This is a genomic window from Cellulosimicrobium sp. EB106-03-01-XG111 (assembly GCF_058792115.1).
The window spans coordinates 381788-395598 of sequence record NZ_JBYTEQ010000002.1 but is presented as its reverse complement, the minus strand read 5'-3'; the positions used below and the strand labels follow the sequence as shown (position 1 = coordinate 395598).

The 13811-nt window shown below is 74.7% G+C and carries 11 protein-coding genes; all 11 read left to right on the top strand.

Annotated features, from left to right (window positions below; translation table 11 throughout):
* The first annotated feature begins 104 nt into the window (after positions 1-104).
* The 11 genes from AC3WT4_RS03815 (at position 105) to AC3WT4_RS03765 (ending at position 13739) form a co-directional block, all read left to right on the top strand.
* Complete coding sequence (locus tag AC3WT4_RS03815; RefSeq protein ID WP_492314757.1) at positions 105-1139, top strand: 3-oxoacyl-ACP synthase III family protein; 1035 nt, start codon at positions 105-107, stop codon at positions 1137-1139.
* A complete protein-coding gene (locus tag AC3WT4_RS03810; RefSeq protein ID WP_492314756.1) occupies positions 1136-1927 on the top strand; it encodes a glycosyltransferase family 2 protein in 792 nt (263 codons plus the stop codon). The genes AC3WT4_RS03815 and AC3WT4_RS03810 overlap by 4 nt, the downstream gene beginning before the upstream one ends.
* On the top strand, positions 1924-3159 hold the full coding sequence (locus AC3WT4_RS03805; protein WP_492314755.1) for a cytochrome P450: 1236 nt from the start codon (positions 1924-1926) through the stop codon (positions 3157-3159). The genes AC3WT4_RS03810 and AC3WT4_RS03805 overlap by 4 nt, the downstream gene beginning before the upstream one ends.
* Positions 3156-4994: a class I adenylate-forming enzyme family protein gene (locus AC3WT4_RS03800; RefSeq protein WP_492314754.1), complete on the top strand. Its 1839-nt coding sequence runs from the start codon at positions 3156-3158 to the stop codon at positions 4992-4994. Before AC3WT4_RS03805 ends, AC3WT4_RS03800 begins: the two co-directional genes overlap by 4 nt.
* Entirely contained in the window at positions 4991-5971 is a 981-nt protein-coding gene (locus AC3WT4_RS03795; RefSeq protein WP_108047486.1) for an NAD-dependent epimerase/dehydratase family protein, read from the top strand. Before AC3WT4_RS03800 ends, AC3WT4_RS03795 begins: the two co-directional genes overlap by 4 nt.
* A 47-nt stretch (positions 5972-6018) precedes the next feature.
* Positions 6019-7065: a DUF4037 domain-containing protein gene (locus AC3WT4_RS03790; RefSeq protein ID WP_108047488.1), complete on the top strand. Its 1047-nt coding sequence runs from the start codon at positions 6019-6021 to the stop codon at positions 7063-7065.
* Positions 7066-7084: 19 nt separating this feature from the next.
* Complete coding sequence (locus AC3WT4_RS03785; RefSeq protein WP_108047490.1) at positions 7085-8953, top strand: alpha-glucosidase; 1869 nt, start codon at positions 7085-7087, stop codon at positions 8951-8953.
* A 376-nt stretch (positions 8954-9329) separates the two neighbouring features.
* Entirely contained in the window at positions 9330-11240 is a 1911-nt protein-coding gene (locus AC3WT4_RS03780; RefSeq protein WP_074809858.1) for an acetolactate synthase large subunit, read from the top strand.
* Positions 11241-11246: 6 nt separating this feature from the next.
* Entirely contained in the window at positions 11247-11771 is a 525-nt protein-coding gene (gene ilvN / locus AC3WT4_RS03775) for an acetolactate synthase small subunit (protein ID WP_074809857.1), read from the top strand.
* Between the two features lie 114 nt (positions 11772-11885).
* Entirely contained in the window at positions 11886-12911 is a 1026-nt protein-coding gene (ilvC, locus tag AC3WT4_RS03770) for a ketol-acid reductoisomerase (RefSeq protein WP_108047492.1), read from the top strand.
* A 288-nt stretch (positions 12912-13199) separates the two neighbouring features.
* The gene (locus AC3WT4_RS03765) at positions 13200-13739 is read left to right on the top strand and encodes an ASCH domain-containing protein (protein ID WP_074809855.1); all 540 of its coding nucleotides are present in this window, start codon (positions 13200-13202) and stop codon (positions 13737-13739) included.
* The last annotated feature ends 72 nt before the right edge of the window (positions 13740-13811 follow it).

Genomic DNA, 13811 nt, shown 5'->3' with positions numbered 1-13811 from the left:
GACGACCGCCGTCCGAGGGGGTCTGCTTGGCTACTGTGTCGCGCGTGCCAGAGAACCCGTCCCGCCCGGTGGCCCCCGGGCCCGCTCCCGTGCCTCCTGCGGCGGTGATCGCCGCAGTCGGGGTCCACCTGCCCGAGCGCGTGGTCGACGTGCGCGAGGCGGAGCGCGCGCTCGCGGAGCGCAACCCGGGCGCGGCGCCGCGCGTGCCGATGGTCGCGCGCCTCACGGGCGTGCGCCAGGTCCACGTGCTCCCCGACGACTGGGACGCGTCCGACCTCGCCGTCGCGGCCGCCGAGAAGCTGCTGGCCACCCAGGGACTCGCGCCCGACGACATCGACCTGCTCCTCTTCGCGTCGGCGAGCCAGGACATGGTCGAGCCCGCGACGAGCCACATCGTCGCCGCGAAGCTCGGGGTCCGGGCGCCCGTCATGGACGTCAAGAACGCGTGCAACTCCGTGCTCAACGCGATCGAGGTCGCCGAGGCGCTCGTCGCGACGGGTCGCTACGGGACCGTGCTCGTCGCGTGCGGGGAGGCGCCGTCGCGCGCCGTGCGCTGGGACGTCCCGGACCGCGCGACGTACCTGCTCTCCGCCCCGGGCTACACCATGTCCGACGCCGGGGCCGCGGTCCTCGTGCGTCGCGTCACCCCGGCCGAGGCCGACGCGCGCGACGGCTCCGGCGCTCCCGCGCCCCGCGGCATCCTGGCGAGCGCGTTCGGCGCCGAGTCGACGCACTGGGACGTCGGCATGCTCCCCGGCGGCGGCACCGCGCACCCCCGCGACCTCGAGCGCACCTACTTCGAGATCGACGGGTCGCGGCTCCGGGACGCGTTCCTCGCGCTCGGGCCCGGGGTCGTCCTCGACGCGCTCGGCCGGGCGGGGCTCACGTGGGACGACGTCGCGCTCGTCGCGGTGCACCAGGTCGCCGTCGCCTACCTCGATGACGTGCACGCCGCGCTCGGCCTGCCGACCGGGCGCACGCTCGTCACCGTCGCCGACCACGGCAACGTCGCCTCCGCGACGCTCCCGCTCCAGCTCGCGACCGCGCTCGAGACGGGTCGGGTCGGGCCGGGCGACGTCGTCGTGCTCGTCGGCCTCGCAGGCGGCATCAGCATCGGCGCGACGGTGGTGCGGCTGTGAGCGCCCGACGGTTCACGCGCGGCGTGGCGAGCACGCAGCGGCTCGCGGTCGTGGTGCCCGCACGGGACGAGGCGCACGGGATCGTCGCGACGCTGGAGGCGCTGCGCGACCAGCAGGACACGGACTTCGACCTCGTCGTCGTGGACAACGGGTCGTCGGACGGCACGGGCGACCTGGTGCGCGCGACCGCGGCGGCGTGGGGCATGACGCGGTGGCGCGTCGTCGACGAGCCGCAGAAGGGCACGGGCGCGGCGGCCGACACGGGGATGCGGGCGACGATCGCGCAGGGCGCGACGCATCTCGCGCGGACCGACGCCGACTGCCTGCCGCTGCCCGACTGGACCCGGCGCGTGCGCGCCGCGTTCGCGAGCGGGCACGACCTCGTCGCGGGGCGGCTCGTGCCGCGCACCGACGACCGCCCGGTCTCGCGCGTCCAGCAGGGCGTGCTCTCCACGGCGGTGAGCGTCGCCAGCACGTTCGGGCGCTTCCGCCCCGGCAACCAGGACCCGTCCTACCTCGGCCCCTACGTCATGGCGCCGGGCTGCAACATGGCGATCACGGCGGCGCTGTACGAGGCGGCGGGCGGGTTCCCGCGCACCGCGATCGAGGACGTCCACGAGGACCGCGCGCTCGTCAACGCGGTGCGCCGCCTCACGCGGCGGTACGGTGCGCACCGCGACGTCGTCGTGCTCGCTTCCACGCGCCGGGCGCACGCGTGGGGCCTCGTCCGCACGCTCGGCTGGTACGCCGACCACCGCTACCGGCCCGAGCTCGTGGACATCCGATGAGCGGGACGACGCTCGCGCCCGCACGTGCCGGGCTCGCCGCGGCGATGCGCTGGGAGGAGCGGGTCCAGCGCGGGGCGCACCCGCTCGTCTACCCGGCGATCCGGGCCCTGCGGCACCGCGGGCCGGTCGTGCGCGTCCCCGGGATCGGGGTGGTCGTGTCCGACGCCGCGACGGCACGCGCCGTGCTGCTCGACACCGAGCACTTCTCCAAGGTGGGTCCGGGGTCGCCGTCGGACCTGTGGACGCCCGTGCTCGGCCCGTCCGTGCTCCTCAACATGGAGGGCGCCGACCACGCTCGCCTGCGCCGGGCGCTGTCGGGTCTCTTCACGCCCCGCGCGGTGCGCGACCTCGTCGCGGTGAGCGTGCCCGACGTCCTCGCGGGCCTCGCCCCGCGGCTGCTCGCGGGCGAGCGCGTCGACCTCGTGGCACAGACGGCGGCCATGGCGGGGACGGTCATCTGCGCGATGACCGGGCTGCCCCCGACGGACTCTGCCGTCCGCGACGCGATGACCGCCGCGCAGTCCGTGGTCGGGCTCGTGCGCCTGCACCGGCGCAGCCTCACGCCCAGCCAGGTACGGCACGCGCGCGCCGTCCTCGCGCGGCTGTCCGCCCCGGCGCGCGACGCCTACCGCGCGGGGGACCCGTCGACCGTGCCCGGGCGCATGCGCGAGCTCGGGCTCTCGGAGGACGAGGCGCTGGGCGCCGTCGGCGCGTTCGTGCTCACCGGCACCGAGACGATCCAGTCGTTCGTGCCGCGCCTCGTGGCGCTCGCCGCCGACACCGGCTGGCTCGACCGGCTCCTCGCGGCCGGTGCGGAGAGCGGGCACGACGACGCCGCGCTGCGCGGTCGCGTCGTGGAGGAGGCGCTGCGCGTCACGGCCCCCACGCCCGCCATGCTCCGTTCGGTGCGGGCCGGCACGACCGTGGGCGACGTCCGCGTCCGCGCGGGGGACCGGGTCGTCGTCGCGACGGTCTCGTGCTGCAAGGACGCGGGCCCCTTCGACCCGGACGCCCCCGTCGACCCGGCCGTGCGCCACCTGTGGTTCGGCGCCGGGCCGCACTTCTGCCTCGGCATGCCGCTCGCCCTCGCCCAGGTCGACGCGGTGCTGGACGCCCTGCGCCCGGTCGCCGCGGCGGGCCGGAGCCTCGAGGTCACCGACCGCGCCGTCGCGCGCGGCGTGCTCATCCCCGCGTACCGCTCGCTCGTCGTGCGAGCGAGGGAGGCGGCGTGAGCGTGCCCGACGGCGTGCCCCGCCACCTGCTCGCCCCGATCCTCGAGCGTGGCGTCACCGGGCACGCGTCCGCCGATGCCGTCGCCCTCCGGCGCTGGACGCGGCCGGGCCGCCGCGGCGCGCGCGTGCGCGAGGAGGTCACGTACGCCGACCTCGCGCGGCGCGTCGAGGCGACGGCGACGGCGCTCGCGGCCGGCGGTCTCGCGCCCGGGGACCGCGCCCTGTTCTCGGTGCGGCCCCGGCCGGCGGGCGTCGTGCTCGCGTTCGGGGTCGTCCGCGCGGGCGGCACGATCGTGTTCGTCGACCCGGGGTCGACCCCCGAGCTCTTCGCGGCGCGCGTGCACGCGGCCGGGCCGTCGCTCGCGACGACCGAGTCGCTGCTCTACGCCGTCTCGCGCGGGCCGCTGCGCCGTCTGGCCCGGTCGCGGGGTCTGCTCCTGCCCGACTACGCGAGCCTGCCGCTGCGGCACGTGCACGCGGGGCCGTGGCTCCCCGGGGTGCCGCGCGGCTCGCGCGCCGCCCGCCGCCTCGCCGCGAGTCCGGTCGACCGCGCGGCGCTGCCGCCGCTCGACCCGGACCGTGAGGCGCTCACCGTCTTCACGTCCGGCACGACGGCGCAGCCGAAGGCCGTCGTGCACACGGCCGGGTCGCTGCTCGCCGGCTGCGACCTGCTGCGCGACGTGTTCGCGCTCGCGCCGGGCGACGTCGTGCACACCGACCAGATGCTGCTCGGCGTCCCGGCGCTGCTCGCGGGTGCCACGTGGTCCGTGCCAGCCGACCCGCCGGGCCGCGACATCACGACCTTCGGGCGCCAGCTCGACGGCGCCGCGGGCACGTACCTCGTGCCCGCGGACGCCACGGCGCTGCTCGACGCGGTCGAGGCCGGGAGGGTGCCCGCGCGCGGGCCGCGCGTCGCGTTCGTCGGCGGCGCTCCCGTGACCCGCGCGCTCCTGGAGCGCGCCACGCGCGTGCTGCCCGGCACGCGGTGGGTCGCGGTGTACGGGATGACGGAGATCCTCCCGGTCGCCGTGGTCGAGGCACGGGAGAAGCTCGCGTATGCGGGCGACGGCGACCTCGTCGGCGCGCCGCTGCCCGGCACGGTCGCGCGGCTCGAACCGGTCGAGGACGAGGAGCCCGAGGACGGCCGGGACGCCGTCGTCGGGGAGCCCGGGCACGAGGACGGCGTCGGGGAGCTCGTGCTGTCCGGGCCGTCGCTCATGGCGGGCTACCTGCACGACCTCGACGCCCCCGCCCGGGGCGCGGGCGCACGGGCCGCGGAGCACCGCACCGGCGACCTCGCGCGCCTCGACGACGCGGGGCGGCTCGTCCTCGTCGGCCGCACGCGGGACATGATCATCCGCGGCACGACGAACATCTACCCCGGCCTCTACGAGCCGCGCGTCGCGGCGCTCGACGGCGTCGGCGAGGCGCTGCTCGTGGGGGTTCCCCAGGTGGACGGCGACGAGCGGGTCGCGCTCGTCGTCACCTCGGCGTCGGGAGACTCTCGGCCGGAGACGGCCACCAGGCCCGATCCTCGGCCCGACGCCGGTACGGCGGTGCGCCTGGACCCGCACCACCCACTCGTGGACCGGGTGCGCACCGCGCTGCCGGGCGTGCTCGACCACGACGCGCTGCCCGACGTCGTGCTGCTCGCCGACCGCATCCCGCTCGCCGGTCGCTCGCGCAAGCCCGACCGCGCCGCGCTCTCGCGCGCCGCCGCGCCGCTGGTGCCCGCCGCACCGCTGGAGACCGCCGCGCCGAGCGTGCCCGCCGCGCCGCTGGTGCCCGCTGAGTCGGCCGCCGTCGGCCGAGACACGCCCGGCGCCCGCGCGTGAGGGTCGTCGTCACCGGGGCGTCGGGGTTCGTCGGGGGAGCGGTCGCGCGCGGGCTGGTCGCCGACGGCCACGAGGTCTGGACGTCCTCCCGCCGCGACCCGGCGGTCGACGGCGCCCGGCACCTCGCCTGGGACCTCACCACCGGTCCGCTCGCCGACCCGCCCCCGGTGGACGCTGTCGTGCACGCGGGCGCCGCCGTGTCCGACTGGTGCGCGCTCGACGTCGCGCGCGCCACGAACGTCGCCGGGACGCTCGCGGTCCGCGACACGTTCCCCGGCGCGCGGTTCGTGCACGTCTCGTCCGGCAGCGTGTACGACCCGTACCGCCCGAGCGTCCGCGCCCGCGAGCACGAGGCGCCGGTCGCCCGGTACCTCGACGCCTACGGCACGACGAAGGCGGAGGCCGAACGCGCGCTGGCCCGCGACGTCGCGCGCCACCCCGACCGCGGCGCTGTCGTCGTCCTGCGCCCGCACGCCGTCTACGGGCCGGGCGACTCGACGCTCCTGCCGCGCGTCGAGGCCGCCGTGCGGCGCGGACGCCTCGTCCTGCCCGGCGGCGGGCGCGTGCTCCAGTCCCTGACCCACGTGGACACGCTGCTCGCCGCGGCGCGCGCCGCCGTCGTTCTGCCCGACACCGCGGCCCGCGCGCCCGGCGCGGGGGACGGCGCGGCCGGAGGCCCGCTCGTCGTGAACGTCGCCGACGCCGAGCCGGTGGTCCTGCGCGACGCGCTCGCCGACGCGCTGCGCCGCCGGGGTACCGCCGTGCGGGTCGTCGCCGTCCCGGTCCGCCCCGCCTGGGCGCTCGCGGGCGCGGTCGAGACGGTCGCCCGGCGGCTGCGTCGCCGCGAGCCGCCGCGCCTGACCCGGTACGCGCTGAGCCACCTCGCGATGGAACGCACCTACAGCCTCACGGTCCTGCGCGACGTGCTGGGCGTCGACCCGGCTCCCACGCGCTTCGTCGGGGCCGAGCGGTGGTAGCGGCGAAAGCCCTGGGTGTCGTGACGCCGACCCGCTAGGTTGCCCGGGTGGAGACCGGAACCGACCTCGCGCGGCGCTACTACGACGAGGTCGTCGGGCCGATCCTGCTCGGCCGCTGGCCCGGGCTGCCGCACGCGGCGGGACGCCTCGGGAGCGGGTCCGACGTCCTCGGGCTCGACGACGCGACGTCGCGCGACCACGACTGGGGTCTGCGCCTGACGTTGCTGGTCGACGAGCCGATGGTCGACGAGGTCGACGCGCTGCTCGGCGCGGCGCTGCCCGACACGTTCGCCGGGCACCCGACCCGGTTCCCGACCACGTGGAGCCCGCACGGTCCGCACCAGGTCGAGGTCGCGTCGCCGTCGGGCTTCGTCACGTCGCGCCTCGGCGTCGACGCGACGCGACCGCTCGCCGTCGACGACTGGCTCACGCTCACCGGTCAGGCGGTCCTCGAGGTGACGGCCGGGCCGGTGTTCGTGGACACCGGCGGTCAGGCCACCGCGGCGCGCGAGCGCCTCGCCTGGTATCCCGACGACCTGTGGCGGTACGCGGTCGCCGTCGACTGGGCGCGGATCGGGCAGGAGCTGTCGTTCGTCGGCCGGACGGCGGAGCGCGGAGACGACCTCGGGTCGCGCGTCGTCGCCGCCCGGCTCGTGCGCGCAGCGATGCACCTCGGCTTCCTGCTCGAGCGGCGCTGGACGCCGTACGCGAAGTGGTTCGGGACGACGTTCGCCGCGCTCCCGCGTGCCGCCGCCGCCGGGCCCGACCTCGCGGAGGCGCTCGCGGCCGACGACTGGCGGGCGCGCGAGGCGGCGCTGTGCCGAGGGCTGGAGACCCTGCACGACCTCCAGGGCGAGGTGGGCCTCCCGACCGTGACCGACGTCGTCGTCCCGTTCTTCGACCGGCCCTTCCGGGGGCTCGGGCCGGTGGCCGACGTGGTGACGTCCGCGATCCAGGACCCGGTGGTGCGGGCGCTGCCACCGGGCGTCGGGACCGTCGAGCAGTGGGTCGACGACGTCGACGTCCTCACGGACCCGGCCCGTCGCGTCGCCGCGGCGCGCGGCGTCGGGCAGGCTGGGACCAGGACCCCCTGACCCGAGAGGAAGCCGTGCGATGACCTCGTCCGCACCCACCCCGGACCCCCTGCCCCGCGGCGGGTGGCCCGGCGCCGAGACGCCCGGTGACGCCCCCTGGTGGACGCGCTCGGTCGTCTACCAGGTGTACCCGCGCTCGTTCCAGGACACCGACGGCGACGGCATCGGGGACCTCCCCGGGATCACGCGACGCCTCGACCACCTGGAGCGGCTGGGCGTCGACGTCGTGTGGCTGTCCCCGGTGTACCGGTCGCCGCAGGCGGACAACGGCTACGACATCAGCGACTACGAGGACGTCGACCCGCTGTTCGGGTCGCTCGCGGACCTCGACGCCCTGATCGAAGGGCTGCACGCGCGCGGGATGAAGCTCGTCATGGACCTCGTCGTCAACCACACGAGCGACGAGCACCCGTGGTTCGTCGAGTCGCGCTCGTCCGCGCAGAGCCCGCGGCGCGACTGGTACTGGTGGCGCCCCGCGCGCGAGGGCATGGAGCCCGGCGCCCCGGGCGCCGAGCCGACGAACTGGCGCTCGTTCTTCGGGGGCAGCGCGTGGCGGTTCGACGAGGCCTCGGGCGAGTACTACCTGCACCTGTTCGACCCCAAGCAGCCGGACCTCAACTGGGAGAACCCCGACGTCCGCGAGGCGGTCTACTCGATGATGCGGCGGTGGCTCGACCGCGGCGTCGACGGCTTCCGCATGGACGTCATCAACCTCATCTCCAAGGACGTCGCGCCCGACGGCTCGCTGCCCGACGGCGAGGTGCACTGGGGCACGTACGGGGACGGGAGCCCGCACTACACGGACGGGCCGCGCGTGCACGAGTTCCTCGCCGAGATGCACCGCGAGGTGTTCGCGCCGTACCTCGCCCAGGGCCGGGAGATCCTCACGGTGGGGGAGACGCCGGGCGTGACGGTCGAGCACGGCGTGCGGTACACCGACCCGGACCGTCGCGAGGTCGACATGGTGTTCCAGTTCGAGCACATGGGCATCGACCACGGCGCGACCCGGTACGACCCGGTCCGGTGGGACCTCGCCGACCTCAAGGCGACCCTCGGCCGGTGGCAGGCGGGCCTCGCCCACCGGGGCTGGAACGCCCTCTACTGGGACAACCACGACCAGCCGCGCGTCGTCTCGCGGTTCGGCGACGACTCCCCGGAGCACCGCGTCGCCTCGGCGAAGGCGCTCGCCCTCCTGCTGCACCTGCACCGTGGCACGCCCTACGTCTACCAGGGCGAGGAGCTCGCCATGACGAACGCGCCGTTCACGCGGATCGAGCAGTACCAGGACGTCGAGTCGCTCGGGTACTTCCGCGAGCTCACCGGTCGCACGGGCGCCCCGCGCCTGCGGACCGACGGGGAGATGCTCGCCGTGCTGGCGCACGCGAGCCGCGACCACGCCCGCACGCCCGTGCAGTGGGACGCGAGCGCGAACGCGGGCTTCACGACGGGGACGCCGTGGCTCGAGGTGAACCCGAACCACACGACGATCAACGCGGAGGCGGCCTGGGCCGACGAGGACTCCGTGCTGCACTTCTACCGACGGCTCGTCGCGCTGCGCCGCCAGGAGCCGGTCGTCGCGCTCGGCGACTTCCGCATGCTGCTGCCGGACCACGAGGCGATCTACGCGTTCACGCGCGCCCTCGACGCGCCCGGCCCCGACGGCTCGACCGTCCGGGACGAGCTCCTCGTCCTCGTGAACGTCGGCGGCGTGCCGCAGGACGTCCCGGCCGGGACGCTCACGGGCTGGGAGGACGCGTCGGTCCTCGTGACCACGCACCCCGGGCGGGCCGACGACGGCACGCGGCCGGGCGGCGTCGGGCACCTGGAGCCGTGGGAGGGACGGGTGCTCCGCCGCACCGGTCCGCGCGCCGCACGTCCCAGTGCGTGAGACGGCCGCCTCGACACGTGACATCCCCGGGACATGGGCGTACAGTCCCAGACGTGCAGACGATCCTCCTTGTAGTACTTCCTGAGCGCGCCGGCTGAGGCCACGCCACCAGGCTTCGTCAGCGCGCTCACCCCTCGTCCAGCCCGGCATCCCGGGTCCGAGGGGTTTTTTGTTGCCACCACAACGCCATCAGCACGGCAGACAGACCGCGGCAGGCCCACCCGGCCACCGCGAGCGCCGCACCCGCGAGACCCGCGAGGACCGGCACCCGCACACCGCGACCAGCACGACCGCACCACCACGGTCGGCTCCGGTTCCCGGCGGAGCGCCCCACGGGGCGCCCGCCGGGCCGAGGCCACGACACGCAGGAGACACCATGGCCCAGGGTCCCACCCCGGCACCTCCGCGGCAGGGCGCCCCGGCGTCCGCCGCGGCGCCGAAGCCCGCCCCGACACCCGCGTCGGTCGCCCCGCGCGGCGACGTCCGGCGCGCAGCCACGGCTCGCCCGGCCGGCGCCTCGACCGGCGCCCCGACGGGCGAGGAGATGACGGGCGCGCAGTCGATCGTCCGCTCGCTCGAGGAGGCCGGCGCCGAGGTCGTCTTCGGCATCCCGGGTGGTGCGATCCTCCCGACGTACGACCCGCTCATGGACTCCCAGCGTCTGCGCCACATCCTCGTGCGCCACGAGCAGGGCGGCGGCCACGCGGCGCAGGGCTACGCCCACGCGACCGGCCGCGTCGGCGTCACGATGGCGACGTCGGGCCCGGGCGCGACGAACCTCGTGACCCCGATCGCGGACGCGAACATGGACTCGATCCCGCTCGTGGCGATCACGGGGCAGGTCGCCGAGTCGATGATCGGGACCGACGGTTTCCAGGAGGCGGACATCGTCGGCATCACCATGCCGATCACGAAGCACTCGTACCTGGTCACCGACCCGGACGACATCCCGCGCACCATCGCCGAGGCCTTCCACATCGCCTCGACCGGCCGCCCGGGCCCTGTGCTCGTGGACATCGCGAAGTCGGCGATGCAGTCCCGCACCACGTTCGCCTGGCCGCAGGACGTGCAGCTCCCCGGCTACCACCCGGTGACGAAGCCGCACAGCAAGCAGATCAAGGAGGCCGCGCGCCTGCTCGCGTCGGCCCGCCGCCCGGTCCTGTACGTGGGCGGTGGCGTGATCCGTGCGAACGCGTCGCCCGAGCTGCGTCGCCTCGTCGACCTGTCGGGCGCGCCCGTCGTGACGACGCTCATGGCGCGCGGCGCGGTGCCCGACACGCACCCCCAGAACCTCGGCATGCCCGGCATGCACGGCACCGTCCCTGCCGTGGCGGCGCTGCAGAAGGCCGACCTCGTCGTGTCGCTCGGCGCGCGGTTCGACGACCGCGTCACGGGCGCGCTGTCCAGCTTCGCGCCGCACGCGCAGGTGGTGCACGCCGACATCGACCCCGCGGAGATCGGCAAGAACCGCGACGTGGACGTGCCGATCGTCGGCGACCTCAAGGAGGTCATCACCGACCTGCTGCCCGAGCTCGAGCGCGAGCACGCGGCCAAGGGCAAGCCGGACGTCGAGGCCTGGTGGCGCCAGATCGACGACTGGCGCGAGACGTACCCCCTCGGCTACACGGAGCCCGACGACGGCCATCTCGCGCCGCAGCACGTCATCTCCCGCCTGGGCGAGATCTCCGGCCCGGAGTCGATCTACGTCGCGGGCGTGGGGCAGCACCAGATGTGGGCGGCCCAGTTCATCCGCTACGAGCACCCCCGGACGTGGCTCAACTCCGGCGGCCTCGGCACCATGGGCTTCTCGATCCCGGCGGCCATGGGCGCCAAGGTCGGCCGCCCCGACGCCACGGTGTGGGCGATCGACGGCGACGGCTGCTTCCAGATGACCAACCAGGAGCTCGCCACCTGCACGATCAACGAGATCCCCATCAAGGTCGCGCTGATCAACAACAGCTCGCTCGGCATGGTGCGCCAGTGGCAGACGCTGTTCTACGACCAGCGCTACTCCAACACGGACCTGCACACCGGCCACGGCACGGCGCGCGTGCCCGACTTCGTCAAGCTCGCCGACGCGTACGGGTGCGAGGGCATCCGCGTCGAGTCGATGGGCGAGGTGGACGCCGCGATCAAGCGCGCGATGGAGATCGACGACCGCCCGGTCGTCATCGACTTCAACGTCTCGCGCGACGCGATGGTGTGGCCGATGGTCGCCGCCGGCGTGAGCAACGACGACATCCAGTACGCACGCGGCATCTCGCCCGCGTGGGACCGAGAGGACTGACCCGCCATGTCCCGCCACACCCTCTCGGTGCTCGTGGAGAACAAGCCCGGTGTGCTGACGCGCGTCGCGGGCCTGTTCGCACGCCGCGCCTTCAACATCCACTCCCTCGCCGTCGGCCCCACGGAGCACGAGGAGATCTCGCGCATCACCGTGGTCGTCGACGTGGAGGAGCGCCCGCTCGAGCAGGTGACGAAGCAGCTCAACAAGCTGGTCAACGTCATCAAGATCGTCGAGCTCGACTCGACCGCCTCGGTGCAGCGCGAGCTCCTGCTCGTCAAGGTCCGCGCCGACGGCGCCCACCGCACCGGCGTCCTCGAGGTCGTCAACCTGTTCCGCGCGAAGGTGGTCGACGTCGTGCCCGACGCCGTGACCATCGAGGCGACGGGCACGGGGGAGAAGCTCGACGCGCTGCTCGGGGCCCTCGAGCCCTACGGCGTGCGCGAGATCGTGAAGTCGGGGACCGTCGCCGTCGGGCGCGGGTCCCGCTCCATCACGGACCGCGCGCTGGAACGCGTCGTCCGCTCCGCCTGACCATCGCCTACCCTCGCACCGAGACCCTTGCGGGCGTCGGTGCGCACCGGTCGCCGTTCCGCGCGACACCGCAACAGACCCCTGCACCGCAACGAAGAACCGAGGAGATCCATCGTGGCTGAGCTGTTCTACGACGACGACGCCGACCTGTCCATCATCCAGAGCAAGAAGGTCGCGATCGTCGGCTACGGGAGCCAGGGCCACGCGCACGCCCAGAACCTGCGCGACTCGGGCGTCGAGGTCGTCGTCGCCCTGCGCGAGGGCTCCAAGTCCGTCGCGAAGGCCCAGGACGAGGGCTTCGAGGTCAAGTCCGTGGCGGACGCCGCGGCGTGGGCCGACCTGATCATGATCCTCGCGCCGGACCAGCACCAGCGCTCGATCTACAACGACGAGATCAAGCCGAACCTCGCCACGGGCAAGACGCTCGCGTTCGCGCACGGGTTCAACATCCGCTTCGGCTACATCGAGGCGCCCGAGGGCGTCGACGTCATCCTCGTCGCCCCGAAGGCCCCGGGCCACACGGTGCGCCGCGAGTTCGTCGCGGGTCGTGGCATCCCGGACATCATCGCCGTCGAGAAGGATGCGTCGGGCCAGGCCTGGGACGTCGCGCTGTCGTACGCGAAGGCGATCGGCGGCACGCGTGCGGGCGTCATCAAGACGACGTTCACCGAGGAGACCGAGACCGACCTGTTCGGCGAGCAGGCCGTGCTCTGCGGTGGTGTGTCGCAGCTCGTCCAGTACGGCTTCGAGACGCTGACCGAGGCCGGCTACCAGCCGGAGATCGCGTACTTCGAGGTGCTGCACGAGCTCAAGCTCATCGTCGACCTCATGTGGGAGGGCGGCATCGCCAAGCAGCGCTGGTCCGTCTCCGACACCGCCGAGTACGGCGACTACGTCTCCGGCCCGCGCGTCATCGACGCCCGCGTCAAGGAGAACATGCAGGGCGTCCTCGCCGACATCCGGTCGGGCGCGTTCGCGAAGCGCTTCATCGACGACCAGGACGCCGGCGCGCCGGAGTTCACCGAGCTCCGCGAGAAGGCTGCGCAGCACCCGATCGAGAAGGTCGGCAAGGAGCTGCGGTCGCTGTTCGCGTGGAAGCAGCAGGACGCCGACTACACCGAGGGCAGCGCCGCGCGCTGATCCTCGACCTCTGAGCTCGGCTCACCTCTGGGGGTGGGTGACCCCTGTCGCGCGATCTACCATCCGCGGTGCTCGTTCCTCGCACCGCTCCCGCCAGGCCCACCACGATCGCGCGACAGGGGTCACCCACCCCCTTGCTGTCGGCTCACCCGGGCGCTGGCCAGCAGGCCGCCAGTCCCGGAGCTCGTCGCGGCGTCCGAGAAGGTGGGGGATCGTGCCGGGCGACACGGGCGGGACGAATGGCGGGAGACCGGGCAGATCCGATTCTCGGTGCGCCAGGATGGGGGCATGACCCGAGAGACGGACGAGGGAGACCCGGTGACGGACGACGTGACGGTGGACGAGCGGGCGGCGGAGATCCTGGCGTTCTGGGAGCTGGCCCGGCCCAGCGCGGGCATGGCGCGGCTCGGCGTCGTCACGGGGACCACGGTGTCCGAGAGCGTGCCGCCCCCCGCGTGGTCGTTCGGGGACAACCCGGCCCTGGCGGACGACCTGCTCATGGCCGTGCTCACGGGCGAGAAGACGGCGACGTCGTCGGCCCTGTGGGAGTACGAGGAGACGGGCGAGGCGGTGCCGCGGGTCGGCGAGCTGTCGATACTGCTGGACGGCGCGGGCCACCCGCGGGCGCTGATCCGCACCACCTCGGTCGAGGTCGTCGCGTTCGAGGACGTCGACGCGGACTTCGCGCACGCGGAGGGCGAGGACGACCGGTCGCTGGAGTCGTGGCGCGTCGAGCACGAGAAGTACTTCCGCCGGGTGCTGTCGCGCGAGTTCGCGCCGGACATGCCGTTGGTGTGCGAGCGGTTCGAGCTGCGCTACCCGCGCTGACCGCGGCGAGGATGAGCGGTGGCCGGCCGTGCCACGGTCGGCCGGCCACCGCTCGCGAGGTAGGTGAAGAGG

Coding starts and splice junctions, on each gene's coding strand:
- AC3WT4_RS03805 (WP_492314755.1), top strand. CDS start 1,924: ATGAGCGGGACGACGCTCGCGCCCGCACGTGCCGGGCTCGCCGCGGCG.
- AC3WT4_RS03785 (WP_108047490.1), top strand. CDS start 7,085: ATGACCTCGTCCGCACCCACCCCGGACCCCCTGCCCCGCGGCGGGTGG.
- AC3WT4_RS03780 (WP_074809858.1), top strand. CDS start 9,330: ATGGCCCAGGGTCCCACCCCGGCACCTCCGCGGCAGGGCGCCCCGGCG.
- ilvN (WP_074809857.1), top strand. CDS start 11,247: ATGTCCCGCCACACCCTCTCGGTGCTCGTGGAGAACAAGCCCGGTGTG.
- AC3WT4_RS03765 (WP_074809855.1), top strand. CDS start 13,200: ATGACCCGAGAGACGGACGAGGGAGACCCGGTGACGGACGACGTGACG.